Consider the following 26,270-nt stretch of genomic DNA (forward strand, 5'->3'; position numbering starts at 1 on the left):
CGTTTCCCCGTCCGCCCGCCTCCACGACGTACACAGAGACCATGTGCCACTACTGCGGTTGCCGGGACATTCCGCTGATCAAGGAGTTCATCGCCGAGCACGAGCGCGTCACCGACGCGGCGGGCGACGCGGGCCGCGCGCTCGATCGGGGCGATGCGGAGCGGGCGCGCGAGCTCGTCGGCGTCATGGCGCGGGAGCTCACCGCGCACTGGGCCGGCGAGGAGAACGGCCTGTTCCGCGTGATGCGCGAGGACCCCGAGTACGCGGACTACATCGCCGCCCTCGAACGCGAGCACCGCGAGCTCGCCGCCCTGCTGCCCGCGCTCGACCTGGCCGACCCGGCCGATGTGCGCAAGCTGCGCGAGGCGATCGGCGAACTGCATCTGCATATCGCCAAGGAGGAGGACGGCCTGTTCCCGGCGTCGCTCACGGCGCTTTCGGGGGAGGACTGGAATCTGTCGATGGAGGCGTGGCGTCAGGCGCACCCGGACCGGCCCCATCCCGGGGACTCCGCCCCCTGAGCCGCTCGTCCTCCCGCCCTCTGAACCCTTCGGCCTCCCGCCCCCTGAGCCGCTCGTCCTCCCGCCCTCTGAACCCTTCGGCCTCCCGCCCCCTGAGCCGCTCCGCCTCCGGCGCCCGCAACTCCTCGTACAGCGCCAGCGCCCGGGCCCGGTGCGCGCCCGCCTCGCCCCGTGCGCCGAGCTGTTCGCAGACGGCAGCCAGCCCCGCGTGCGCCCGCGCCCGCTCGTACGCGGGACCGTCGAGGGCCGCGCTGTGGCAGCGCTCGGCCTGGGCGGGCGCACCGGCCGCGAGATGGGTTTCGCCCGCGCCGTTGTGCGCCATCGACCGCAGCGGACGGTTGTACGTGCGGACGGCGAGGTCGAGCGCGGCCCGCTGATGCCGCAGCGCCTCCGCGTACCGCCCGAGGTGCCGGCACACGCTGCCGAGCCGGTTGAGCGCGAGCCCTTCCAGATAGGGGAAACCCGCCTCGCGCGCCAGGGCGACGGCCCGCCGCGCGTATCCCAGCGCTTCGTCGTGCCGCCCGGTGTCCCGGCACAGCGCGGCGAGCCCGAACAGGGTGTGGGCCTGCGCGGGCGGATGGTCAGCGGTCAGCCGCAGCGCCGCGCGCAGCGGTCCCTCGGCCTCGTCGGGCCGCTGCCGGCGGCGAAGCAGCAGGCCGAGATGGAGCAGCGGCCGGTAGGCGAGGACGTCCCGGCCGAGCTCGCGGTAGAGCGCGGCCGAACGCCGCAGCAGCTGCTCGGCCCGCTCGCCGTGTCCGAGATAGCCGTGCACCGCGCCCAAGTTGCCCGCCGACGAGGCGAGGAGCAGCCGTTCGCCGGTGACTTCGTGCAGGGACAGGGCCCGTTCCATGTGCGCCACGCAGTCCTCGTGGCGCTGCAGCCGGTACTCCGCCATCCCGATCGCCCTGAGCGCCGCGCCCTGCCCGGTCACATCGCCGCGCCGGGTGGCGACGTCGAGGGCGCGGTGGTGCAGGCGTAGTCCGTCGTCGTGGTGCAGGCCGAGGTCCAGGTACCAGCACAGGGCGAGGGAGAGCGCGCGGGTGATGCCCTCGGGGCCGTGGTCGGCTGCGGACTCGGCGATACGGATCAGATTGGCGCGCTCGGTGTCCAAGTGGCGCAGCGCGGCTGGGTAGTCGGCCGGTGCACCGTCGGGCCGCCGGTCGGGCAACACCTCCAGCGGATCGATCAGTTGGGCCGCCCACGCCGCCGTCCCCGCCGCGTGCGCGAACAGCCGGGTGCGGGCGGCCTCGCGCTCCCGCGGTGTCTCGGCGCTCTGTGCGAGCTCGGCGGCGTAGGTCCGCAGCAGGTCGTGCATCCGGTAGCGGCCCGCGGCGGGCTCCTCGACGAGGTTCGCCCGCAGCAGCGCGTCGAGCGGCCGCCGGGCGTTGCACCCGGCCAGGGCAGCGGCCGCGGCCGCTCCGATGTCCTCGCCGGGATACAGCCCGAGCAGCCGGAACAGCCGGGCCGCCGCCGGTTCGAGATGGTGGTACGAGGCGGCGAGCGCGGTACGGACCGAGGCGTGCGGATCGCCGGCGTCGAGCAGATCGAGGCGGGCGCGCTCGTCGGTGAGTTCGGCGACGAGCGCGGCGACGGTGCCGGCCGGCTGTGCCCGCAGCCGCTCGGCGGCGATGCGCAGCGCGAGCGGCAACCGGGCGCACAGATCGATGAGTTCGGCGGCGGCCCCGGGTTCGGCCGCGGTGAGTCCGCCGAGCAGCCGCCGCGCCTCCTCGGCGGTGAGCCGGCCGAGGTCGATCCGGTGGGCCCCCTCGCGTACGGAGAGTCCGGCGAGGGTGTCGCGGCTGGTCACGAGGGTGCGGCAGTCCTTGCCGCCGGGCAGCAGGGGCCGTACCTGTTCGGCGCTGCGGGCGTTGTCGAGCAGGACGAGCAGCCGTTTGGGGGCGACGAGCGAACGGAACAGCGCGGCCCGTTCCTCGGTAGCGGCCGGGACCACGGCGCCGTCCACGCCGAGCGCCCGCAGGAACGCGGCGAGCGCGTCACCGGACGGCACCGGCCGCCCCGGCCCGTACCCCCGCAGATCCACGTAGAGCTGGCCGTCGGGGAAACGGTGTGCGGCCCGGTGCCCCCAGGCCACGGCAAGCGCGGTCTTGCCGACTCCGGCGGTTCCGGCGAGGCAGGCGATGAGCGGGGGGTCGTCGCCGACCAGACCGTCGAGGTGGGCCAGTTCCGTGTCGCGGCCGATGAAACCGGCTGGTGGGTGGGGGAGTTGGGCGGGTGCGGGGTGCACATGGCGGCGTGCGGCGGACTCCTGCGGCTCGCCCGCGAGGATCCGGCGCTCGGCCTCCCGCAGCTCCCTGCCGGGTTCGAGGCCGAGCTCGGCCACCAGCACACTCCGCGCACGGCGGTACGCCGCCAGCGCGTCCGCCTGGCGCCCGCTCGCGCCGAGCGCCGTCACCAGGAGCGCCTGCAGCCGTTCCCGCAGCGGATGCCGCCGCGCCAGTTCCGTCAGCTCCGGCACGGCGGAAGCGGACCGGCCGCAGCGCACCTCGGCCTCGTACAACTCCTCGTACGCCACGAGCTGTTGCTCGTCGAGCCGCTGGATTTCCGGGGCGAGTGCGGGCAGCTCGACCCCGAGGAACGGCGTGCCCCGCCACAGCGCCAGCGCTTCCCGCAGCGTCGCGGCCGCCCGCTCGGGGCCGTGCCGGCCGGCCCGCGCCACCAGCGCGGCGAACCGGTCGGCGTCCAACTCCCCTTCCGCTACGTGCAGTACGTAGCCACCGGAGGTGAACTCGAGGCGGCCGGGCGCGTCGAGGGTGGCCCGCAGCCGGTGGATCTGCACCTGGAGCCGGCGCAGCGAGCCGGGCGTGGGCGGTTCGCCCCACAGGGCGTCGAGCAGAGTGCCGGCCGGGACGGGGGTGCCGTGCCGCGCGACGAGCAGCGCGAGCAGACCGCGCCGCAGCGGCCCCGCGGGCTGGTCCGCACCGTCCTCGTCCTTGCGCCAGCGCACCGGCCCCAGAATCGCGAACTGCATCCACTCCCACCCGAGTCCCCCGACCCGGCCCCTTCGGACGGATCGTCGCGGCGCGCTCCGGTCACTCTCCACTCTCTTACATCCCGCGGCGTTCGGATGAAAGCCGTACGTAAGTCACCTTCACCAGGCTTGCGTTCATGACTCAGCAGACCGCGCGTGCCGCGCACTACATGTTCGACTCCGACACCGACCTGGGCGGCCGGCAGCTCGCCCTTCTGGAGGAGCTGCTCGACGAGACGACCTTCCGCTTCCTCGACGGCGTACCGCTCGCGCCCGGGCAGCGGGCCCTCGACCTCGGCGCGGGCGGCGGCTCGGTGACCCGGGGGCTCGCTGCCCGTGTCGGCCCCGACGGCCGCGTGGTGGCGGTGGATCTGGCGACCGACCGGCTCCGGGATCTGCCGCCGGCCGTCGAGGTGCACCGCCACGACGTACGCGACGGGCTGCCGGCCCCGGGCCCGTACCACCTGATCCACGCCCGCCTCCTGCTGATGCATCTGCCGCAACGCCGGGCTCTCGTACGGATGCTGGCGCAGGCACTGGCGCCCGGCGGCCATCTGGTCCTGGGCGAGATGGGCGCCCGCCCGAACCGGGTCCTTGCGGCGCCCCGCGCCGAGGACCGCGCCCTGTTCGAGCGCGTACAGCACGTCGCGCACACCGTCCTGACCCCGGCCCGCGGGGTCTCCTGGGAGTGGGCCCATGAGGCGGACGGTGCGCTGGCGGAGGCGGGCCTGGTGGAGGTGTACAGCGAGGAGTTCTCGCGCACGGGGGAAGGCGGCACCCCGGCGTGCCGCCTCCACCGCAACTACGTACTGCAGGCCACGCCGCTGCTCCTGGCGGAGGGGCTCACGCAGGAGGAGCTCGACCGGTACGGCGAGCTGATGCTGGACCCGGGATTCCGGGCGTGGTTCTACCAGTTCGTGCTGGTACGGGGGCGGAGGGCGGCCTGAAGGGGAGGTGGGCTGCTTGGGGGTGGGGGTTGGGGGCTGGGGCTGGGGGCTGGGGTTGGGGACTGTCGGCTCTGGGGGCGGTCAACTCACCGTAGGGCTGGGCCTCTTCGGCAGACCCTGATGAGGCGGGTGAGCAGGCCTGCTCTGAGGTGACGGGGGGCGGGGGCGGGAGCGGAGGCGGGGATGGGTGCGGGGACAGGGGCAGGGGCGGGGGCAGGGACGGGGGCGGGGCTGGCTGCGGCCTCGGCGTGCAGGGGGGAGGGCGCCGGGGCCGGGGCCGGCGCGGGGTCCGGAGCGCCCGGGTAGGCCTCCCGCACCTCCGGCGCCGGCCGGCGGGGCCGTTGGGGCGGGACGGTGTAGGACTGGGCGCGCATGTAGGCCGACAGGGCGCGATGCGGGTCGATGGGCATGGCGGAACCGCCTTTGCTGCGGAGGTGTTGGGGGTTGGGTCGGGGCGAGGCGGGACTCGGGGCGGAGGGGCGGGACGCGGAAAGGCGAGGGGGAGAGGCGGGACGCGGGACACGGGACGCGAGACACGGCGAGGTCGGACGCGGCGAGGTCGGACGTGCCGATGGGGGGCGTCTCTCAGCAGCGCAGCGCCGTATGGTGTGCCCGCCCGGCAGCAAGATCGGGAAGGGTTACGGGAGTTGAGGACGCGGCGCCCCGGTGCGAGGACCCGGTCTGGGCGGCCGTGACCGGTGCGCCCGTCGCCCGGCGGACGGACCACGGGACGGATGCGCGCGCGGCCCCGGCCGTACGGACCGTCGTGGCCGCCGGCGACTCGGCCGGCACCCGCTCGGACTCGGCCCCGCCGCGCCCCGCGAACTCCGGCGCGGAGGGCGCGGCCGCCTCTGCGGTCTGCTCCACGGAACCCGCCACGGCGGCCGGCTGCGCGCCGCCCACGAACAGCAGCAGCCCCAGGCAGACCGAGACGACGGCTCGCATCGCGAGCCTCTGCCGTCCGTACTGCCCGTACTGCCCGTACAGCCCGTACTGTCCGTGAACTGACATATACACACAGTAATTTCACCCTCACCCTTCGTGCATTCCTTCGTGCGGGTGAGGTTGACCCGACCAGTGGGGCGGCTGAGTCGGGAGCGGCTGCTGGGGCGCGTGGTGGCCGATCCGCCCGTACGACTTCGGATGGTTCGGATGGTTTCGGCGTACGAACCCCGGCAACCCGCTCCCTATGGAACTCACCGCACCGGACAGCACTTTCGCCCTGGCCGCCAGGGGCTATGCCTGGCTGCCCGCCCTGCGCCGACGGGCGCGGCCGGACACACCGGTGCGCACCCGGCTGCTCGGGCGGCCGGTCGTGGTGGTGAGCGGGCCCGAAGCGGTCCGCTGGTTCTACGACGAGCGGCATGTGCTGCGGGCCGGGGCGATCCCCGATCCGGTGCTCGCCACGCTCTTCGGGCAGGGTGCGGTGCATACGCTGGACGGTCCCGAACACCGTTCCCGCAAGGCCCTGTTCACGAAGGTCCTGCACGATCCCGACCACATCGTCGACCTCACGCGGCTCGCCGCCGAGCAGTGGGGCGAGGCCGTGGCGGACTGGTCGCGCGACGGCCGTACGGTGACCCTCTTCGACGAGGCGGCGCGCATCCTGACCCGCGCCGCGAGCACCTGGTGTGGCCTGCCGCCGGAGTCCGGGAAGAGCGCCGACGCCCTCGCCGCCGACCTCATCGCCATGGTCGACGGCTTCGGCACCGCAGGGCCGCTCGCCTGGCGCCGCGCCCGCGCCGCCCGCAAGCGCACCGAGGCGCGCATGGCGGCCCTGATCGAGGACGTCCGCGCGGGCCGCACGAAGGCGCCCGAGGACACCCCGCTGCACGCCGTGGCCCACCACACCGACGAGGACGGCGCCCGGCTGTCCGCGCGGACCGCCGCCGTCGAACTGATCAATCTGCTCCGCCCGACGGCGGCCGTCGCCTGGTTCCTGGCCTTCGCGGCCCACGCCTTGCACCACCGCCCCGAAGTGCGCACCGCCCTACGGGAGTCAGGACCCGAGTACGCGGTGGCCTTCGCCCACGAGGTCCGGCGGTTCTATCCGTTCGTCCCGTTCCTCGGCGGGCACGCGGCCGCCGATCTGCTCTGGCACGGCGAGAGCATCCCGGCCGGGCGCACCGTCCTGCTCGACGTCTTCGGCCAGCTGCACGACCCGGGCCTCTGGGAGCACCCCACCGCCTTCGACCCGACCCGCTTCCTCGGCCGGACCGTCGACCCCGACCTGCTGGTCCCCCAGGGCGGCGCCGACCCGTCCACCGGCCACCGCTGCCCCGGCGAGGACGTGGTGATCGCCCTCCTCAGCACCCTGGCCCCCCGCCTGGCCTCCCTCGACTACGAGGTCCCACCCCAGAACCTCCGCATCTCCCTGCGCCGCATCCCGGCCCACCTCCCCAGCGGCTTCCGTATCCAGGAGATCCACGCCCCCGAGCCCGCCCGGTCCGCCACTGCCTGACTTCGTGGGACTGGCGCGCGGGCAATGAGGACCCCGGTGCCGAGCCCTGCGGCGAGGTCGAGGTGATCACGGGCCGCACGGTCTTCGTCGCGGGTCCGTCCCGCATCCCTCCGCGATCTGCCCCCACTGCCACGAAGCGACAGCCGACTGACCGCCGCTGACCCCCGGTTTCACCTCCGCGTTCGCGCGGGCGCTGGGGGCCAGGGTGCGGGTTCCGCGCGGGAAGTGGTGACGGCACCGGAACCGGGAGTGGTGACGGCACCGGAACGGGGAGGCGCCTCGCGGCAGGGGGCCGGCCCCGCCCGGCCGCCAGGCACCCGTCAGCGCCGCATAAACCCCCGTCAAGGCCGCATCAATGCACGTCAACACCCCGTCAAGGCCACCCTGCCCCGCGTATGGGAGACGTCAACGGAAGCTGTCGAGGGCGGAAACCGCGCTTTCCTCGGAAGGTCCGTTCAATCCCGCACCTCACTCAGGAGCATGCGATGGCCGACGTGGCCTTCGTCGTCACCACACTCGCGGTGTTCGCGCTGGTGGCCCTCATAGCCAAGGGGGTGGCAAAGCTGTGAGCGCCGAAAACGTCGTCGGCCTGATCGTCGCCGCCGCCCTCCTCGGATACCTGGTCCTCGCCCTCATCAAGCCGGAGAGGTTCTAGGTACCGGATATGAGTTCCGCACTCGCCGGCCTGCTCCAGCTGCTCGCGCTCATCGCGGCCCTGGCGCTCGCCTACCGCCCCCTGGGCGACTACATGGCGCGGGTCTACTCCTCGGACAAGCATCTGCGCGTCGAGAAGTGGATCTACAAGGCCATCGGCGCCAACCCCGACGCCGAGATGCGCTGGACGGCGTACCTGCGCGGGGTCCTCGCCTTCTCCGCCGTCGGCGTCCTCTTCCTCTTCGGACTGCAGCGGCTCCAGGGCAGCCTCCCCGGCTCCCTCGGCTTCAAGTCGATCGACCCGGACCAGGCGTTCAACACGGCCGCGTCCTTCGTCTCCAACACCAACTGGCAGTCTTACTACGGCGAACAGGCCATGGGCCACGTCGTACAGACCGGCGGTCTCGCGGTGCAGAACTTCGTCTCGGCGGCCGTGGGGATCGCCGTGGCGGTGGCGCTCGTCCGCGGCTTCGCCCGCTCCCGCACCGGTGAACTGGGCAACTTCTGGGCCGACTTGGTGCGCGGCACGGTCCGCATCCTGATCCCGCTGTCCATCATTGGCGCGATCATCCTGGTCGCCTGCGGAGTGATCCAGAACTTCTCCGGCATCCACGAGGTCGGCCAGTTCATGGGCGGCCACCAGCAGTGGAACGGCGGCGCGGTCGCCTCCCAGGAGGTCATCAAGGAGCTGGGCACCAACGGCGGCGGCTACTTCAACGCCAACTCCGCCCACCCCTTCGAGAACCCCAACGCTTTCTCGAACCTCTTCGAGATCTTCCTCATCCTCCTGATCCCGTTCTCGCTGACCCGCACCTTCGGCAGGATGGTCGGCTCGGTCAAGCAGGGCTACGCGATCCTCGCCACGATGGCCGGCATCTGGCTGGCCTTCATCGGCCTGATGATGTGGACCGAATTCGCGGGCCACGGACCGGCGTTCCAGCTGGCGGGCGGCGCGATGGAGGGCAAGGAGACCCGCTTCGGCATCGCGGGCTCGGCGATCTTCTCGGTGTCGACGACGCTCACTTCCACGGGCGCCGTGAACTCCTTCCACTCCTCCAATACGGGCTTCGGCGGCGGCATCGACATGCTGGGCATGCAGCTCGGCGAGATCGCCCCCGGCGGTGTGGGCTCCGGCCTCTACGGCATGCTGATCATGGCGATCATCGCGGTGTTCATCGCGGGCCTGATGGTCGGCCGCACCCCGGAGTACCTGGGCAAGAAGATCGGCACCCGCGAGATCAAGTTCGCGGCCTGCTACATCCTCGTCACCCCGGCGCTCGTCCTCGGCTTCACCGCCGCCGCGATGGCGCTCTCCACGCCCGCCCACTCGATGACCAACTCGGGCGCCCACGGCTTCTCCGAGATCCTGTACGCCTACACCTCGGCCGGGAACAACAACGGCTCGGCCTTCGCCGGCCTCAACGCGGACACCCAGTGGTTCAACACCACCACCGGACTCGCGATGCTGCTCGGCCGCTTCCTGCCGATGGTGTTCGTCCTCGCGCTGGCCGGTTCGCTGGCCGAGCAGAAGCCGATTCCGGCCTCCGCCGGCACCCTCCGTACCGAAAAGCCGCTCTTCACCGGCCTGTTGATCGGCACGATCCTGATCATCACCGGACTCACCTACTTCCCGGCCCTGGCCCTGGGCCCGCTCGCCGAAGGGCTGGCGTCATGACGCTCCACGACACACTTCCCGCTCGCGCTCCCCAGCAGGACACTCCGCCTCCGGCGAAGGAGTCCGGCAAGGTCGGCGGCGGTCTCTTCGACCCGAAGCAGCTGCTCAAGTCGCTGCCGGACGCGGTGCGCAAGCTGCATCCGCGGGTGATGGTCAAGTCCCCTGTCATGTTCGTGGTGTTGATCGGTTCGCTGGTCACCACCGCGCTCGCGGTGACCAACCCCGGCGACTGGTTCGGCTGGGTCATCACGGTCTGGCTGTGGCTGACCGTGGTCTTCGCCAACCTCGCCGAGGCCGTGGCCGAGGGCCGCGGCAAGGCGCAGGCGGACACCCTGCGCAAGGCGAAGACGGACACGGTGGCCCGGCGCCTCACGGGTACGTCGGAAGAGAGCGTCCCGGGTACGGACCTGCGGATCGGCGACCTCGTCGTCTGCGAGGCGGGCGACATCATCCCCGGCGACGGTGACGTCGTCGAGGGCGTGGCCTCCGTGGACGAATCGGCGATCACCGGTGAATCGGCCCCGGTCATCCGGGAGTCGGGCGGCGACCGCAGCGCGGTCACCGGCGGTACGAAGGTGCTCTCCGACCGCATCGTCATCAAGATCACGACGAAGCCGGGCGAGACTTTCATCGACCGCATGATCAACCTGGTCGAGGGCGCGGCCCGCCAGAAGACCCCCAACGAGATCGCCCTCAACATCCTGCTGGCCTCTCTGACCATCGTCTTCCTGCTCGCCGTCGTCACCCTGAAGCCCTTCGCGATCTACGCGGGCGCCGACAAGCAGACCTCGATGATCGTGCTCACCGCACTCCTGGTCTGCCTGATCCCGACCACGATCGGCGCCCTGCTCTCCGCGATCGGCATCGCGGGCATGGACCGCCTGGTCCAGCGCAATGTCCTGGCCATGTCCGGCCGGGCCGTAGAGGCCGCCGGTGACGTGTCGACCCTGCTCCTGGACAAGACCGGCACCATCACGCTCGGCAACCGCCAGGCCGCCGAGTTCGTGCCGGTACGCGGCACCACCGCCGCCGAGGTCGCGGACGCCGTCCAGCTCTCCTCGCTCGCCGACGAGACCCCCGAGGGCCGCTCCATCGTCGTCCTCGCCAAGGAGAAGTACGGCCTGCGCGAGCGCCACCAGGGCGAGTTGACGGGTGCCGAGTGGGTCCCGTTCACCGCCCAGACCCGGATGTCCGGCGTCGACGTGGACGGCCGCAAGGTCCGCAAGGGCGCCACCGGTTCGGTCATCGCCTGGGTCAACGAACGGGGCGGCACGGTCGCGGACGACGCCTCCGACCTCTCGTACAGGATCAGCGAATCCGGCGGTACGCCCCTCCTCGTCGCGGTCGAAGATGCGGACGGCGCCCGCGTGTTGGGCGTCATCCACCTCAAGGACGTGGTGAAGGAGGGCATGCGGGAGCGCTTCGACGAGCTGCGCCGTATGGGCATCAAGACGGTCATGATCACGGGCGACAACCCGCTGACCGCGAAGGCCATCGCCGAGGAGGCGGGCGTGGACGACTTCCTCGCGGAGGCCACTCCCGAGGACAAGATGGCGCTGATCAAGCGCGAGCAGGCCGGCGGCAAGCTGGTCGCGATGACGGGCGACGGCACGAACGACGCCCCCGCGCTCGCGCAGGCCGATGTCGGCGTGGCCATGAACACCGGTACGTCCGCGGCCAAGGAAGCCGGGAACATGGTCGACCTCGACTCCAACCCGACCAAGCTCATCGAGATCGTGGAGATCGGCAAGCAACTCCTCATCACCCGTGGGTCGTTGACCACCTTCTCCATCGCCAACGACGTGGCGAAGTACTTCGCGATCATCCCCGCGATGTTCGCGGTGGCCTACCCGCAGCTCGACGCGCTCAACATCATGCGGCTGACCTCGCCGGAGTCGGCGATCCTCTCGGCCGTCATCTTCAACGCGCTGATCATCATCGCGCTGGTGCCGCTCGCCCTGAAGGGCGTCCAGTACAAGCCGACCAGCGCCGACAGGATGCTCCGCCGCAACCTCGGCATCTACGGCCTCGGCGGCCTGATCGCCCCCTTCATCGGCATCAAACTGATCGACCTCCTCCTCTCCCTCCTCCCCGGAATCGGTCACTGACCATGAACACCTCTCTCGGAAGCACCGCGCGCCTGCTGGGCGCCGCACTCCGCGCCCTCCTCGTCCTGACCGTCGTCACCGGCGTGCTCTACCCGCTCGCGATCACGGGCGTGGCCCAGGGCCTCTTCTCCCACCAGGCGAACGGCTCCGAGATCAAGGACGCGGACGGCAAGGTCGTCGGCTCCTCGCTGATCGGCCAGACGTACAACCTGCCCCTGAAGAAGGGCGAACAGACCCCGTCCCCCGACCTCAAGTGGTTCCAGCCCCGCCCGTCCAACGGCCTGGGCGCCAACTCGGTCAACACCCAGTACCGGCTGATCCTCTCCGGCGCGACCAACCGCTCGGGCGAGGACGGCGCGGAGCACGACCCGAAGACCGGCAAGGCCTACTGCCCGGCGAAGCCCGCCGAGGGCACGCTGTGCGCCCAGGTCATGGACGCCGAGGCGGCCGTCGTCAAGGACAACTCGGTCCCGGGCTACAAGGTCGACGCCGCACAGATCCCCCCGGACGCGGTCACGTCCTCCGGCTCGGGCCTGGACCCGCACATCTCCCCGGAGTACGCGGAGCTGCAGGTCCACCGGGTGGCCGAGAGGAACGGCATCCCGGTCTCCGAGGTCGAGCACCTGGTCTCGGCCCACACGGAGGGCCGCACCCTGGGCTTCCTGGGCGAGCCGCGGGTGAACGTCCTTGAACTCAATCTGGCACTCAAGGAGTTGACGGGCTGATCAGGTGCGGTGATTCAGCCCCTGCGGCGTTTGAGGAGATCTTTCAGCCCCTGCGGCGTTTGAGCAGATCCGAACGAAGTTCGGATGCCGGGGTCCGGGGCGAAGCCCCGGTTTCGGGAAGGGGCGGGGTGGGGGAAAAGGCCCGCCGCAGGCCACCGGGGCCGCACCCCCACCCGCACCCCCACCCGCTAGGCCGGCCCCTGCACCAGCCGCTGCGTCATCCACTTCATGACCGGCCCGACCGCGAAGAGCACGGTCGACCCATGGGTCCCGAACGGCACCTTGTGCAGGGTGACATCGGGATTCGTGCGCGACCACGTGCGGTGCAGACGGACGGCGTCCTCGTACGGAATCAGCTCGTCGGACGTGCCCTGGAAGAGCAGCACGGGATGGTCGGGGACCGCCCGGCCCGGGTCCGAGGCGGTCAGCCGGGCCCGCCAGTCCGCCCGCTCGAAGAGCCGCCCGCCGGGTGCGGCCTTCGGGGAGACGAGCGTCTGCATCCGGCGGCCTTCCATCGCGTCGAGGATCTCGCCCGAGCAGCTGCTCCGGGTCAGCTTCGCCAGACGCCTGCCCTCCTTGGTGAGCGCCCGGTCCAGACCGAGACCGGGATACGCGGCGTCATGCCCGACCGCCGCCATCATCGCGAACCCCGCGCCGCCCTTGCCGTCGTTGTGCGCGAAGGCCCGCTGCAGGTTCGCCGGCACACCGCCGGCCGCCGTGCCCCGCACCTTCAGCTCGGGCGCGTACGGACGGTGCAGCTCGGCCGCCCAGGCGGCGGCGTGCCCGCCCTGTGAGTAGCCGACGATGCCCACGTCGGACCGCTCGTTGACACCCAACTTCCGCGCCTCGGGCAGCCGTTGGGCCGCACGGGCCGCGTCGAGCACCGCCTGGCCCTCGGAGCGCCCGACGAGGTAGGTGTGATCGCCCGGCGTGCCGAGGCCCTCGTAATCCGTCATCACGAATCCCCAGCCCTTGCGCAGCCCGCGGTCGAAGAGCAGTGAGACGGCGGAAAGGCGTCCCTTCGACGAGGCGCACTTGTCCGCGATGCCGACGGTGCCGGGCGCGAACACGACCAGCGGCCGGGGCCCCTTGCGGCCGTCCTTCGGCACGATCACCGCGCCCGAGACGACATTCGACTTCCCGGTCGCGCCGGTCGAGCGGTAGGTGATCCGCCAGCCCTCGGTCTTCTTCGTCAGGAGCCCCGGCAGCAGCCCGTACGCGGCCGGCTCCGCACTCACCACATCCCCGGGCCGCGCCGCGGGCCGCTCCTGCGCGCTGCCCGCCGGCGCTCCCGCCCCCAGGGCGAGCGCCCCGGCCAGCGCCATCGCCGTATACGTACGGGCCGTACGCGCCCGGGCCGACCCTCTCGTCCGCGTCCCTCTCGTCCGCATCCCGCTCATCCGCATCCCACGCTCCCTCGGTCCTTCGGAGCGCGCGTTCTCCGCGCCGCCTCCGCGCCTCTTCGGCGGCGCTCATCCTGGCGGCAGTGATCGGGCAAACCCGGGCATTGGGAGCGTGTCGTGCGTACTGCGTACCTGAAGGATCTTTCAGGTCGTTTCAGCTTCTCTTCAGCCTCGCCCAGGCACCTTTAGGTCATCGCAACGAACGCACGACAGGCACTAAGAGGCGCCAGCCTCACCACGGAGGATCGGATCCCATGAAGCGCAGCAACATCGTCATCGCCGGCGTCGCGGTCGCCACCCTGGTCGCGGGCGGCAGTGCCTACGCCTTCGCCACGGGCACCGACACGAGCACCGACAGCACGGCCTCCGCCGCGAACGAGGCCCGCGACGACGACCGCCGCTCTTCCGGTACGGCCACGGTCTCGAAGGACTCCGGCACCCCGGCCGCCGCGGCCTCGAAGCTCACCGCCGCCCAGGCGATAGACGCCGCCCTGAAGGCCCAGGCCGGCACCGCGGTCTCCGCCGACCTGGAGGACGACGACTCCGACCGCGACTGGTCCGTCGAGGTCCTCGGCTCGGGCTCCACCTGGTACGAGATCAAGGTCGACTCCAAGACCGGCAAGATCCTCGCCAAGGAGACCGACCGCGACGACGATGACGACGCCCGCGAGGCCCGCGCCGCCCTGAAGGGCTCCTCGGTCTCCGCGAAGCAGGCCGCGGAGATCGCCTCCGCCAAGGGCTTCGTGACCTCGGTCGACCTCGACGGCGACGACGACCGCGGCGCCGAGGCCTGGGACGTGGAGACCACGGACGCCAAGGGCAAGGACAGCGACTGGAACGTGGACCTGAAGACGTCCCGTATCACCGAGGAGCTGGACGACCGCGACGACCGCGACGACCGCGACGACCGCGACGACGCGGACGACCGTGCCGACGACCGCGACGACCGCGACGACGCGGACGACCGTGCCGACGACCGCGACGACCGCGACGACGCGGACGACCGTGCCGACGACCGCGATGACCGCGACGACAAGAACGACGACTGACGCCCACCGCGTCGGGCGGATTCTGCCGGAACGCAGAACACGCTTGCCGGATACCGAGGGGACGCGTCGGGCACGGCCGAGGGGCCGCACGCCTGACCGTCCCCTTTCCCTTGATTCCCTTGATTCCCTTGCCTTTTGCCGTCCGCGAGCCGGACGCCCCGGCTTCCACCCTCCGCGGCCACGCCGCCGATGCCATGCTGGTGTCCTGATCCTTCGAATGCCCCGATCCTTCGTATGCCCCGATCCTTCGAACCGTGCAACGGAACAAGGAGAGCGCGATGAGCGATTCGACGAACGATTCGACGAGCGAAGGGAACGCCCGTACGGGCAAGGTCGTCTGCGACATCACCCTCACCGCCGACGGGTACTCCGCCGGACTCGACCAGACAGAGAAGCGCCCCTTCGGCGAGGACGGCGGCGACGGCACGGGCGACAAGCTGCACGCCTGGATGTTCGACACCCCCGAGGAGAACCAGGACGAGGTCGCGCGGGTGCTCGCCGCGGACGCGTTCATCATGGGGCGCAACATGTTCGGCCCCGTACGCGGCACGTGGGACCGCCCGTGGAACGGCTGGTGGGGCGACAATCCGCCCTTCCACGCCCCGGTGTTCGTCCTCACCCACCACGCCCGCGACCCGCAGCCGATGGACGGCGGCACCACGTACCACTTCGTCACCGAAGGCCTCGCCGCGGCCCTCGACCAGGCCCGCAAGGCGGCGGGCGACGGCGACGTCTGCATCCTGGGCGGCGCGACCACCATCAACCAGTACCTCACCGCCGGCCTGGTCGACGAACTCCGCCTGCACTTCGTCCCGTTCACACTCGGCGCCGGCACGCGCCTGTTCGAGGACGTCCCGCCCCTGAACCTCCAACAACTGGAATCCCGCGCGGCCAGCCTTGTCACGCATGTCACGTATCGCGTGGTGCGGTAGCCCCAACACGGCACAGCGCGGAGACAACGAAGGGGCCCGGGTCAATGACCTGGGCCCTCGTCATGGAGCGGGGGACGAGAAACGAACTCGCGCTCCCAGCCGTGGGAAGCTGCGGCCAGTTCGGGCTTGTTTGGGCATTGGCCTGCGCGAACAGCTTTGCCGCTGCCCCTTGGCTGCCTTCACCGTGGTTCCCCGCTCGATCTGGTGCGCTTGTGGTGCGGCCGTGGACAGCCGGGTCAGAACCTGATGTCACCTCAGCACGCAGACCACGCGCCCATGGTTTTCGATCGGCTGTTGTTGTTCGTCTGGGCGAGGCGCGTGCTGGTTGTCTCCGCACCTGAGGACTGTTCCGTTGTCTCCTTCGAATACGGAGACGACACCTCCGTGTTGGCTACAAGCTCCTTGCTGGCCGATGGAGTCTGACAGCCACCCGTCTGCGCACTCGTAGCCCTGATACGTCCAGTGAACTGGCGTGTACGTGGCGGATGGTGTCCCAGAACTGACGGGTGGATCTTCGTCATGATCGTTCCACCCACTGAGTTGGGCTGTGACCGGCAGGACGACGAAGATCCCTACGGCCAAGAGGCTTGCCAGGGAGTAGGCCACCACCTGAGCGACCCGCCAGGTGCGGCTCTCGGTGAGCCTTCGCACGAGATTGCGCACGGAAGACTTCTAGCGCAGCGAAGGGCTGTGGTGGGCTTTTTCGCCTGCATTGGCTGCAACTCTCAAGAGCCTCAAGAAGGGCTAGACAACAAAGAACCCCCGGGTTGATGACCAGGGGGTTTCACATGGAGCGGGTGACGAGAATCGAACTCGCGCTCTCAGCTTGGGAAGCTCAGGTGATCTAGGCCCGATTTGCGGTCTGACCTGTGGGGGAGCGTGTTGGCGATCTCCAGTCGAGCTGATCGGTTACCCGCTGTTCCCCGTGGCTCCCCGCTCAACCTGGCACGGGTCTGGCACGGCCGACTTCGTCTGAGATCGCTTCAGTGGTCGTCGAACCCCCGGAACGTGCCCGAAGTATCTGCCGCATCGGCGAACTCGGCGAAATCCATGTTGGCAATGCTCAAGTTGGCAGAGATCTCGGGGAACCACTGGACGGGCACGCGGAATGTGCGCCCTGGTTCATCGTAGAGATCGACTGCCAGAAGCGGGTGGGCTGGATCAGTCATGGTGACTGAGTCTGCCAGGAACATGGTGACGACCTGCTCGTCTTCTGCCGCGGAGGTGTTCTCAGTGACAAGGGCCTCGATACGCACGTCGTTGAAGCGGTGATCGCTTACGTACGTAGCGATGGCGTACTCATCGGCAGCGTCGATCGCGGCTTGGACCGTGGCCCAAGCCCCGTCATCACTGAAATCGGTGCGTAGGACCAACGAGGTCAGATCATCCGGGTACGGCAGAGACATGCGAAGGATGCTCTCACCAGGGCCCGCCACTGTGCAGAGCGGGTGGCGTAGCGGCTTTGGGCTGGAGCTGCTTCGGGGCGAGTGATCATGGCCCCGTAAGCTCATCGCGAGTCGGGCAGTCTGTTGACCTGCCCGTTAAAGCACGACGTTGGGGCCATGATCTTCGAGGCTCGCCCCAAAGTGGCTGCGTAAAGCCGTGGAGCCGACCGCCCCAGCCACAGAGGGTGTCTCCTACCTCATGCCCGCGCACGCGAGCGCGCCGCCGGGCGCGGCCAGCCGGGGCGCAGACAGGAGGCAGGCCGCGCCGCACAGGCGGCGCGCGCCCGCGCCGTGCGCGGGCTCTTGATGAAGTAGGGAAACTCTCACCGGGCTAGCGGCTCTTGGGCTCTGCCGAGACCTTCCTCGCTGGGGCACTTGGTCCTTCACCTGCACTTATGTGAACGTGTTGGATTGGCATATGTGTCTTCCCTGAAGTGGCTTGTCTCATATGAGACGGATCGGCACTCTGGGGTCATGTCCAGTCGCCGGAACAAGGCTCGCGGCAAGGCCATGCCGAGGCAGGTGCGTCACAAGGAACCGCAGGCGGCCACGAACGCCCAAAACGTCACCCCCGAGGATGCTCGCGCGGAGGCCGTACGACGTCTCTTGGAGCCTGGGGCGGAACGAGTGCGCCTGGCGGCCGAGTTGGAGCGACTGGACGCCGCTCTGCGCCCTCTCGTTGTCAGCGCGGTGGAGGCTGGTGTGCCGTACCGGCGTATCGCTGAGCTGACGAGCATCTCGCGAGCGACGGTGGCTCGTTGGGGCAAACCTGAAGGCGTGGACACATAGAGAGAGTTGAGCGGGTCGCACCCGGGGCTGGCGGGCGCGACCCAACCGATCCGAAGGGGTTGAAGCCATGTCGAATCGGCTAGGGGCCATTCTGCCCAACACTGTGTGTATGGACTGCGGTGGGAGTGAGCGCGCCATGGATGACGGATCGATCACCGGAGTGCCCGGGGAAGACGTTCCTTGTGGCTGCGCTGTGCCGTGCCCGTGCGAGGGCACTGGTTGGATCACGCTCTGGGGGCCGGACCCCGAGAGCACCGTCGATACTCCGTGCTACTTCGAGCAGGGGCAGCGACAGGCGCAGGCCTACCGAATGTAGATCGAATCCCTCGGTTCTGGCACGGATCTGGCACGCGACGACTGAGCGAAATCGCACAGCAAAAAGGCCCGGGTCGATGACCAGGGCCTGAGCTGTGGAGCGGGTGACGAGAATCGAACTCGCGCTCTCAGCTTGGGAAGCTGATGTTCTACCATTAAACTACACCCGCGTGACGCGCGGTCGGTGACCAGCGAATCGTCGCTCACGATACCTCATCGAAGGCCCCCGGTGCAGAGACCGGGGGCCTTCGGCGTACCCGGGCCGGGGCGGGTGGGGCGGAAGCGGGTGCGGGGCAAAGGAGTTGAGGCGTACCGTTGGAGAGCGGAGTGCCGCGTGGAGCTCCGTCCCTTTCATCCCGTAATGTGAGCTTTCGCCGTCATCGACGTGGGGAAGGGACCCGAGGACTTGATGGAGCGCACCGTCGTCCGCTGTGCCGAGGGGCACGTGTTCAGCACCGTTTCGTTTCCGATGCAGCAGGCCGATCGTCTCGGTCCCGGGCGGTTGATCCGCTGCCCCCGCTGTGCTCGGCTCCGGCATTCCGTGCCGGTCGAACCGGCCAAGCATCACTGACACTGCTCTTCACAGAAACAGCTCCGCACAGCGCGCGGGTGCCGCCGGATTTAGGCGGGCCCGCGCGCTCTGCGTATCCTCGCTACGTGCTTCTCTCAGACAAGGACATCCGGGCCGAGATCGACGCCGGGCGGGTCCGGATCGATCCCTACGACGAATCCATGGTGCAGCCGTCGAGCATCGACGTGCGCCTCGACCGCTACTTCCGGGTGTTCGAGAACCACCGCTACCCGCACATCGACCCCGCCATCGAGCAGGCCGATCTGACGCGGACGGTGGAGCCGGAGGGCGACGAGCCCTTCATCCTGCACCCCGGCGAGTTCGTGCTCGCCTCCACGTACGAGGTCATCACGCTGCCCGACGACCTCGCGAGCCGTCTGGAAGGCAAGTCCAGCCTCGGCCGCCTCGGTCTCGTCACGCACTCCACCGCCGGCTTCATCGACCCGGGCTTCTCCGGGCACGTCACGCTCGAGCTCTCCAACCTCGCGACGCTGCCGATCAAGCTCTGGCCGGGCATGAAGATCGGCCAGCTGTGCATGTTCCGGCTCTCCTCGCCGGCCGAATTCCCGTACGGCAGCGAGCGCTACGGCTCCCGCTACCAGGGGCAGCGCGGCCCGACAGCCTCCCGCTCCTTCCTCAACTTCCACCGCACCCAGGTCTGAGAGCGGAAAAGAACGGCACCATGAGCGACGCAGACGTACGCGAGAACCTGACCTACGACGGCTTCGGCAAGGCGGTGCGCGAGCTCGCGCAGACCATCGCCGACGACGGCTACCGGCCGGACATCGTGCTGAGCATCGCGCGCGGCGGCGTCTTCGTCGCGGGCGGTCTGGCCTACGCCCTCGACTGCAAGAACATCCACCTGGTGAACGTGGAGTTCTACACGGGCGTCGGCACCACCCTGGAGATGCCGGTCATGCTGGCGCCCGTCCCCAGCGCGATCGACTTCACCGACAAGAAGGTCCTCATCACGGACGACGTCGCCGACACCGGCAAGACGCTCAAGCTCGTCCACGACTTCTGCCTGGACACGGTGGCCGAGGTCCGCTCCGCGGTGATCTATGAGAAGTCGCACTCGCTGGTGAAGTGCGAGTACGTGTGGAAGCGCACAGACGACTGGATCAACTTCCCGTGGAGCGTCGAGCCGCCCGTCGTACGGCGTGACGGCCAGGTTCTCGACGCCTAGGGACGTGCCGCGGCTCAGGCCAGCTGCTCGGCCAGGCCGACGATGATGCCCTCCGGGCCGCGGACGTAGCTGAGCAGGTAGCTGTCCCCGAACCGGGCGATTCCGCCGAGGATTTCGGCGCCGTGCGGGCGCAGACGGGCGACGGTCTCCTCGAGGTCGTCGACGGCGAACATGACGCGGTGCGTGCCCAGGATGTTGTGCGGTGGGTTGTGCGGTCCTGCGCTCGCCACCGGGCTGCGGTACCTGCACAGTTCGAGGCGGCTGAGGCCGTCCGGCGTGCGGACCATCGCGATGTCGCAGTGGACGTCGTCGAGGCCGGTGCACTGGTCGGCGACGGGTCCCTTCACCTCCGTCCTGCCCTCGAGTTCCAGACCGAGTTCGAGGAAGAACGCGAGCGCGGCCTCCATGTCCTCGACCACGATGCCGACATTGTCCATCCGCTGAACCGCCATGCCGCTCACTCCTTTCGGGGGTGCGGCCGATGGTACGAGGAAGGGGCCGACTGATCCGGTCAGTCGGCCCCTTCCTCGTACACACGTAACGGCGTACCCGCGGACAACCGCGGTCAGAAAGTGCCCAGCTTGATGATCGAGAGCAGCGCGATCAACTGGATCGCGCTCGCGCCCAGGGCGCGGGGCCAGGGCAGGTCGTGGGACTTCGAGACCATCGTCGTGAGCAGGGCCCCCGCGCCGAGCCACGTGGCCCAGCCGAGGAGTTGGACGAGGGTCGCGTCGCCGCCGAGGAACATCGCGAACACCAGGCGGGGCGCGTCCGTGAGCGACATGATCAGCATCGAGAGGCCGACCGTCGGCTGCCAGGCGCCGTCGCCGCCGAGCTGACGGGCCACCGTGTGCGTCACGACACCGAGCACGAAGGCGCTCAGGACGATCGCGACACCGGTCGTCAGGACGATCGGGACGCTCGTCGCGAGCGTCGCGTTGATCGCGTCCTCGCGGGCGCCGTCGAAGCCGAAGACGGCGAGCAGGCCGTAGACGAACGTGACAAGGAGCGCCGGGACCCACATCGTGTGGTCGCGCATCTGCAGATACGTCTGGTTCGGGCGCAGGATGACGCCGCTGAGCAGCTCCTTCCAGTGCAGCCGCGGGCCGACCGGCGCGGGCGCCGCACCGGCGCGGTAGGTGCCACCCTGGTTGTACGGGTCGTCGCCGACCGTGAAGGCCTGGGTGTGCCCCGGGTTGTTGTGCGCCGCGTACGGGTCGTGCGGCGGCCGCTGCTGGTACGGGTCGCCGAAGTACTCCGGCTCCCCGTGCCCCTGCCCCGGATGACCGCCGGCCTGCGGCCACTGCTGCTGCCCGGGCTGCTGCGGATAACCGCCTGGTCCGCCCGGGTACTGCTGCTGCGGGTACGGGGGCGCGGCGGGCCTGCCGTACGGCTGCTGCTGTCCGTACGGCGGCTGCTGCGGGTTGTGTTGCGGGCGCGGGGACTGGGGACGGTTGCCCCGGTTGCCGCGGCCGATCCTGAATCCAGCCACGTCATCGAACGTACCTGGTTCTGCTGTGCCGGGGGCCGGGCGGACCGGAATGCGGGCCCTTTGCGGCTGAGCTGTGACAACCCCTAGGGGGTCCCTGAGGGGATGGCCGGATTGACGTCCGGCCATCCCCTCGCCGAGACGTCCGGCCACTTCCTCGCAGGACGTCCGGCCGTCCCCCGCCAAGTGCAGTCCCGCGGACGTCAGTTCGCGAGGACGTCGCCGAAGTACGCGAGGCCCGTGGGCCCGCCGACGCTCGCGCTGCCGAAGGTCGTCGAGCCGGTCGCGGTGATCCCGGTCGAGCTCGACTTGAACAGCCAGACGGAGCCCGCCCCGGCATTCTCGCCGCGGGCGGACACGATGAGCTCGGCGCGGCCGTTGCGGTCGGCGTCCGTGAGGTGCACCTCGCTGCCGAAGAAGTCGCGGGCCTCGGCCCCGCCGGGCACGCCCGCCGTGTTCTGCGAGAAGGCCTTGGCGCCGCTGCCCGTCAGACCCGAGGACGAGCCGCGCAGCACGACCACGGAGCCGGCCCCGCGGAGGGAGCCGAGGGCCTCGCTCTCGACGCCGACCGCGATGTCCGCGTAGCCGTCGCCGTTGGTGTCACCCGCGGACAGGCTCCAGCCGAAGCGGTCGCCCGTCTCGGCGGCGCCCGGCACCCCGGCCGTGTCCTGGGTGATACGGACCGGCGTACGCGTGCTGAGGCCGGCGGCCGCTCCGTACGTCACGGTGACCGCGCCGCCCGGGCCGCCGTTCGGGGCCTCGGCGGACTTCTCCAGGAAGTTTCCGGTGACGATGTCGCCGTAGCCGTCCTTGTTCACATCGGCGATCGCCGCGGCGTAGCCGCCCGCCACCTTGGGGCCCGCGACCAGTCCGTTCGCGGAACCCTTGTAGAGCACGCTGCGCGTGGGATACACGTCGCCGCTCGCCTGCTGGCCCATGACCAGAAGGTCGGTGGCCGCGTCGCCGTTCACGTTGCCGGCCACGATCTGGTCGGTGTTGATGCCGGTCTGGTCGAGGGTGTCGATGCCGGTGAGGCCCGCGGCCGTGCCCGTACGGGAGACGGGGCCCTTGAAGATGTTCAGCTCGGGAGCCGCGAGGTTGGCGGCCGCCAGGTCGGTCCTGCCGTCGCCGTCGAAGTCGCCGGTCGCGACGCTCCAGCCCAGCTCGTTGCGGTACTTGGGCAGCGGCGACGCGATGTCGACCGCGCTCTTCAGGCCGGTCGCCCCGCCCCAGACGACGGTCAGGACGCCGGAGTCGCCGGTGGACCCGATCTGTTCGCCGTGCACGCCGACGACGAGGTCCGTGTATCCGTCCCCGTCCAGGTCGCCCGCGGTGAGCCGGTCGCCGAAGTAGTCCCCGGCCTCCGGGATGCCGGGGATGCCGGCGGTGTCCTGGCTGATCCAGGCGCGCTTGGACTTGTCGAGGCCGCTCGCGGTGCCGTACACGACCGCGACGGCACCCGCTCCGGACTTGCCCGCCACCTTGGCGAGCGGGGCGGCGATGGCGAGGTCGCGGTACCCGTCGCCGTTGAAGTCGCCCTGCAGCCCGGAGGGGGCGGCGGAGGCGGGGGAGGCGAGGGACAGCAGGCCACCGGTGAGGGCGGCGCAGAGCAACAGGGCGCGACGGCGCATGCGGGCTCCTGGTCGAAGGGAACGGCGGCCGCACGGGGCGCGGGGTGCTCCGCGGCCCGGCCGTGCGGTCGGTGATCAGGAGACCTGTGACCTGCGGGAAGGGTTGTACGGGTGGGCAGGGTTTCCGCTTGGCGTGATTGGTTGAATACGGGGGTATTTACCCGGTTGCAGGGCAAGATCGGGCTGTCCGTTACATTACGTATGGCTTGCGCGGATATCACCCCCGTAGCGTCGAAGACGTCGAAGTCAGGGAGCAGTCAGTGGGGCCCCGGCCCCTCGGGCAGCCGAGCAGCCAGTCGAGGACAGGACGTCATGCGAGTCATCCGCCGCACTGTGCGCACCGCCGCCGTCACCACCGGCGTGATCGCCGCGTTCGCCGTGCCGGTCACCGCCGCGGTGGCCGCGCCGGGGGCCGCGGGGCACGACGCGGCCCAGGCGTCCGCCGGCTCCGGCTCCGGCTCCGTGTCCGTTGCCGCCTCCGCCTCCTCCACCAAAGGCCATGTCCGCGTCACCATGCCCGACGGCCGGGTCGCGACCCTGGCGCAGGGCGGTGCGCAGGGGCCGCGCGCCGAGATCGCGATGCCGAACGGCACCTTCCTCGGCCGGCTCGACGCCCAGCACCCGAGCGCGCTCAACGACGGCTGGACCTACAAGCTCGTACGCGACGGCCGTACGGACAAGTTCGTCGTGATCGACGGCCGCGGCGGCGGCTGCAGCTGGGTGTACGACTTCAGGGGGCGGCTCGTCGAGAAGTACTCGGTCGACCGGACCGCCAGCACCCAGGCCTCCACGTACAAGACCAAGACCAACGCCGCCACCCCGCTCGGCAGCGTCCAGGCCGGCATGGAGCAGGACGCGCGTCCGGTGAGCGCCCCGCTGGTCGCCGCGGGCGGTGGCATCGCGGCGGCGGGCGCCGCAGGCCTCGGCTTCGCCGTGCTGCGGGGCCGCGGCGGACGCACCGCTGCCTGACGGGCCCCACAAACTGACTGAGGGGCCGGCACGGGGCGGCCCCTCAGTCATTTCACGTCATGTCGGACGGAAGGCCCGACAGGCGGGCCGGACGGCTACTTCACCGGCTCCGGCTCCGGAGCGTCCTCGCTCTCCTCGGACCCGGCCGGGTCCACCGGAGTCTTGACCGAGTCGAGCAGCAGCTGGGCCACGTCCACGACCTGCAGCGACTCCTTCGCCACCCCGCCCGCGGCGGAGCCGCTGTCCGATTCAGCCTTCTTGCCGTTCACGGAGTCCGTGAGCATGACGAGACAGAACGGGCAAGCCGTCGAAATGATGTCCGGATTCAGCGACAGCGCCTCATCCACGCGCTCGGTGTTGATGCGCTTGCCGATCCGCTCCTCCATCCACATCCGCGCGCCGCCGGCGCCGCAGCAGAAGCCGCGCTCCTTGTGGCGGTGCATCTCCTGCTGGCGCAGGCCGGGGACGGCGGACATGATCTCGCGCGGCGGCGTGTAGATCTTGTTGTGCCGGCCCAGGTAGCACGGGTCGTGGTAGGTGATCAGACCCTCGACGGGCGTGACCGGGATCAGCTTGCCCTCGTCGATGAGGTGCTGGAGCAGCTGCGTGTGGTGGATGACCTCGTAGTCGCCGCCGAGCTGCGGGTACTCGTTGCCGATGGTGTTGAGGCAGTGCGGGCAGGTGGCGACGATCTTCTTCGCCGACTTGGGCTTCTTCGACTCGGGCGTGACCTTGCCGTCGTCGTCCATCTCCTCGCCGAACGCCATGTTCAGCGCCATGACGTTCTCCATGCCGAGCTCCTGGAACAGGGGCTCGTTGCCGAGACGCCGGGCGGAGTCACCGGTGCACTTCTCGTCGCCGCCCATGATCGCGAACTTGACGCCCGCCATGTGCAGCAGCTCCGCGAAGGCCTTCGTGGTCTTCTTGGCCCGGTCCTCCAGGGCGCCCGCGCAGCCGACCCAGTACAGGTACTCGACCTCGGTCAGGTCCTCGATGTCCTTGCCGACGACCGGCACCTCGAACTCGACTTCCTTGAGCCATTCCAGGCGCTGCTTCTTGGCCAGACCCCAGGGGTTTCCCTTCTTCTCCAGGTTCTTGAGCATCGTGCCCGCCTCGGACGGGAACGCGGACTCGATCATCACCTGGTAGCGGCGCATGTCGACGATGTGGTCGACGTGCTCGATGTCCACCGGGCACTGCTCCACGCAGGCACCGCAGGTGGTGCATGACCACAGGACGTCCGGGTCGATGACGCCGTTCTCCTCGAGCGTGCCGATCAGCGGACGCTCGGCCTCGGCCAGAGCCGCGGCGGGCACACCGGCCAGCTGCTCCTCGGACGCCTTCTCCTCGCCCTCCATCGTCTTGCCGCCGCCCGCGAGCAGATACGGCGCCTTCGCGTGGGCGTGGTCCCGCAGCGACATGATCAGGAGCTTGGGCGAGAGCGGCTTGCCCGTGTTCCAGGCCGGGCACTGCGACTGGCAGCGGCCGCACTCCGTACAGGTGGAGAAGTCGAGCAGGCCCTTCCAGCTGAACTGCTCGACCTGCGAGACGCCGAAGACGTCGTCGTCACCGGGGTCGGTGAAGTCGATCGGCTTGCCGCCGGAGGTCATCGGCTGCAGCGCGCCCAGGGCGACCTCGCCGGTCGCGTTGCGCTTGAACCAGATGTTCGGGAAGGCGAGGAAGCGGTGCCAGGCCACACCCATGTTGGTGTTCAGGCTCACCGTGATCATCCAGACCATGGTGGTGCCCAGCTTGATCATCGCGGTGAGGTAGACGAGGTTCTGCAGGACGCCGAGGGAAAGCCCCTTGAAGGCCAGGATCAGCGGGTACGACGCGAAGTACGCGGCGTCGTAACTCTCGACGTGATGCAGCGCGCCCTCCAGTCCGCGCAGGACGTAGATGGCGAGACCGATGGTGAGGATGACGTACTCGACGAAGTACGCCTGGCCCATCTTCGAACCCTGGAACCGGGACTTGCGACCCGGCCGGGAGGGCAGGCTGAGCAGCCGGATGACCATCAGGGTGGCGATGCCGAGCACGGTCATCGCGGCGATGAACTCGATGTAGAGCTCGTACGGCAGGAAGCCGCCGATCACCGGCAGCGTCCAGTCGGCCTGGAACAGCTGGCCGTACGCCGTGATGATCGTCGGCGGCAGCGTCAGGAAGCCGATCGCGACGAACCAGTGGGCGAAGCCGACGATGCCCCAGCGGTTCATCCGCGTGTGGCCGAGGAACTCCCGTACCAGCGTCACGCTGCGCTGATACGGATTGTCCTTGCGGACCCCCGCGGGCAGTGGCTGGCCCAGCTTGAAGTAGCGGACGAACTGGCCGATGGCGCGTGCGATGAGCGCGACGCCGATCACGGTCAGTACCAACGACACGATGATCGCGGCGAGTTGCATGAGGGCTCC

General features: G+C 70.2%; 21 protein-coding genes and 1 tRNA gene. 12 read left to right on the forward strand and 10 right to left on the reverse strand.

The window, feature by feature from the left end; genetic code table 11:
- Positions 1-41: 41 nt before the first annotated feature.
- Positions 42-521 carry a hemerythrin domain-containing protein gene (locus H9Y04_RS17675; RefSeq protein WP_187814827.1) on the forward strand — a complete coding sequence of 160 codons (480 nt, stop codon included), beginning with the start codon at positions 42-44 and terminating at the stop codon, positions 519-521.
- Here H9Y04_RS17675 and H9Y04_RS17680 read toward each other — a convergent pair.
- Positions 427-3,510: an AfsR/SARP family transcriptional regulator gene (locus H9Y04_RS17680; RefSeq protein ID WP_187814828.1), complete on the reverse strand. Its 3,084-nt coding sequence runs from the start codon at positions 3,508-3,510 to the stop codon at positions 427-429. The genes H9Y04_RS17675 and H9Y04_RS17680 overlap by 95 nt on opposite strands.
- A 137-nt stretch (positions 3,511-3,647) precedes the next feature.
- On the opposite strand from H9Y04_RS17680, the gene H9Y04_RS17685 reads away from it, so the two are divergent.
- A complete protein-coding gene (locus H9Y04_RS17685) occupies positions 3,648-4,457 on the forward strand; it encodes a class I SAM-dependent methyltransferase (RefSeq protein WP_187814829.1) in 810 nt (269 codons plus the stop codon).
- Between the two features lie 585 nt (positions 4,458-5,042).
- Here H9Y04_RS17685 and H9Y04_RS17690 read toward each other — a convergent pair.
- Complete coding sequence (locus tag H9Y04_RS17690; RefSeq protein WP_187814830.1) at positions 5,043-5,468, reverse strand: hypothetical protein; 426 nt, start codon at positions 5,466-5,468, stop codon at positions 5,043-5,045.
- A gap of 178 nt (positions 5,469-5,646) precedes the next feature.
- Here H9Y04_RS17690 and H9Y04_RS17695 point away from each other — a divergent pair, with 178 nt between their 5' ends.
- The 5 genes from H9Y04_RS17695 (at position 5,647) to H9Y04_RS17715 (ending at position 12,080) form a co-directional block, all read left to right on the forward strand.
- Positions 5,647-6,918: a cytochrome P450 gene (locus H9Y04_RS17695; RefSeq protein WP_187814831.1), complete on the forward strand. Its 1,272-nt coding sequence runs from the start codon at positions 5,647-5,649 to the stop codon at positions 6,916-6,918.
- Between the two features lie 565 nt (positions 6,919-7,483).
- Complete coding sequence (gene kdpF / locus H9Y04_RS17700) at positions 7,484-7,573, forward strand: K(+)-transporting ATPase subunit F (protein ID WP_187814832.1); 90 nt, start codon at positions 7,484-7,486, stop codon at positions 7,571-7,573.
- 9 nt (positions 7,574-7,582) lie between these two features.
- The gene (kdpA, locus tag H9Y04_RS17705) at positions 7,583-9,247 is read left to right on the forward strand and encodes a potassium-transporting ATPase subunit KdpA (RefSeq protein WP_187814833.1); all 1,665 of its coding nucleotides are present in this window, start codon (positions 7,583-7,585) and stop codon (positions 9,245-9,247) included.
- On the forward strand, positions 9,244-11,355 hold the full coding sequence (kdpB, locus tag H9Y04_RS17710) for a potassium-transporting ATPase subunit KdpB (RefSeq protein WP_187814834.1): 2,112 nt from the start codon (positions 9,244-9,246) through the stop codon (positions 11,353-11,355). The genes kdpA and kdpB overlap by 4 nt, the downstream gene beginning before the upstream one ends.
- 2 nt (positions 11,356-11,357) lie before the next feature.
- A complete protein-coding gene (locus H9Y04_RS17715) occupies positions 11,358-12,080 on the forward strand; it encodes a potassium-transporting ATPase subunit C (RefSeq protein WP_187814835.1) in 723 nt (240 codons plus the stop codon).
- A 188-nt stretch (positions 12,081-12,268) separates the two neighbouring features.
- Here the strand turns inward: H9Y04_RS17715 and H9Y04_RS17720 are convergent, their stop codons facing one another.
- Entirely contained in the window at positions 12,269-13,480 is a 1,212-nt protein-coding gene (locus H9Y04_RS17720) for a lipase family protein (RefSeq protein ID WP_236070947.1), read from the reverse strand.
- A 257-nt stretch (positions 13,481-13,737) separates the two neighbouring features.
- Here H9Y04_RS17720 and H9Y04_RS17725 point away from each other — a divergent pair, with 257 nt between their 5' ends.
- Positions 13,738-14,532 (forward strand): PepSY domain-containing protein, encoded by a 795-nt coding sequence (locus H9Y04_RS17725; protein WP_187814836.1) that lies wholly within the window; start codon positions 13,738-13,740, stop codon positions 14,530-14,532.
- A 278-nt stretch (positions 14,533-14,810) separates the two neighbouring features.
- Entirely contained in the window at positions 14,811-15,464 is a 654-nt protein-coding gene (locus tag H9Y04_RS17730) for a dihydrofolate reductase family protein (protein WP_187814837.1), read from the forward strand.
- 249 nt (positions 15,465-15,713) lie between these two features.
- Here H9Y04_RS17730 and H9Y04_RS48950 read toward each other — a convergent pair whose 3' ends face one another.
- From H9Y04_RS48950 to H9Y04_RS17740, 3 genes are all read right to left on the reverse strand, one after another.
- Positions 15,714-16,127 (reverse strand): DUF3761 domain-containing protein, encoded by a 414-nt coding sequence (locus H9Y04_RS48950; protein WP_498067164.1) that lies wholly within the window; start codon positions 16,125-16,127, stop codon positions 15,714-15,716.
- A gap of 320 nt (positions 16,128-16,447) precedes the next feature.
- Entirely contained in the window at positions 16,448-16,870 is a 423-nt protein-coding gene (locus H9Y04_RS17735) for a DUF6924 domain-containing protein (RefSeq protein WP_187814838.1), read from the reverse strand.
- A 1,239-nt stretch (positions 16,871-18,109) separates the two neighbouring features.
- Positions 18,110-18,183: transfer RNA gene (locus H9Y04_RS17740), tRNA-Gly, on the reverse strand.
- 487 nt (positions 18,184-18,670) lie between these two features.
- On the opposite strand from H9Y04_RS17740, the gene dcd reads away from it, so the two are divergent.
- A complete protein-coding gene (dcd, locus tag H9Y04_RS17745) occupies positions 18,671-19,246 on the forward strand; it encodes a dCTP deaminase (protein WP_187814839.1) in 576 nt (191 codons plus the stop codon).
- A 20-nt stretch (positions 19,247-19,266) separates the two neighbouring features.
- Positions 19,267-19,770, forward strand: coding sequence for a phosphoribosyltransferase (locus H9Y04_RS17750; protein ID WP_187814840.1), 504 nt, complete (start codon positions 19,267-19,269; stop codon positions 19,768-19,770).
- Between the two features lie 14 nt (positions 19,771-19,784).
- On the opposite strand, the gene H9Y04_RS17755 is transcribed toward H9Y04_RS17750, so the two are convergent.
- From H9Y04_RS17755 to H9Y04_RS17765, 3 genes are all read right to left on the reverse strand, one after another.
- Complete coding sequence (locus H9Y04_RS17755; protein WP_187814841.1) at positions 19,785-20,222, reverse strand: VOC family protein; 438 nt, start codon at positions 20,220-20,222, stop codon at positions 19,785-19,787.
- A gap of 113 nt (positions 20,223-20,335) precedes the next feature.
- A complete protein-coding gene (locus tag H9Y04_RS17760; protein WP_187814842.1) occupies positions 20,336-21,262 on the reverse strand; it encodes a Yip1 family protein in 927 nt (308 codons plus the stop codon).
- 200 nt (positions 21,263-21,462) lie between these two features.
- Complete coding sequence (locus tag H9Y04_RS17765; protein ID WP_187814843.1) at positions 21,463-22,890, reverse strand: FG-GAP-like repeat-containing protein; 1,428 nt, start codon at positions 22,888-22,890, stop codon at positions 21,463-21,465.
- A 312-nt stretch (positions 22,891-23,202) separates the two neighbouring features.
- On the opposite strand from H9Y04_RS17765, the gene H9Y04_RS17770 reads away from it, so the two are divergent.
- Positions 23,203-23,859: a hypothetical protein gene (locus H9Y04_RS17770; RefSeq protein ID WP_187814844.1), complete on the forward strand. Its 657-nt coding sequence runs from the start codon at positions 23,203-23,205 to the stop codon at positions 23,857-23,859.
- Positions 23,860-23,954: 95 nt separating this feature from the next.
- Here the strand turns inward: H9Y04_RS17770 and H9Y04_RS17775 are convergent, their stop codons facing one another.
- Positions 23,955-26,261, reverse strand: a complete 2,307-nt coding sequence (locus H9Y04_RS17775) for a (Fe-S)-binding protein (protein WP_187814845.1) — start codon at positions 26,259-26,261, stop codon at positions 23,955-23,957.
- Positions 26,262-26,270: the final 9 nt, after the last annotated feature.

Source organism: Streptomyces polyasparticus (genome assembly GCF_014493765.1).
Classification (GTDB): domain Bacteria; phylum Actinomycetota; class Actinomycetes; order Streptomycetales; family Streptomycetaceae; genus Streptomyces; species Streptomyces polyasparticus.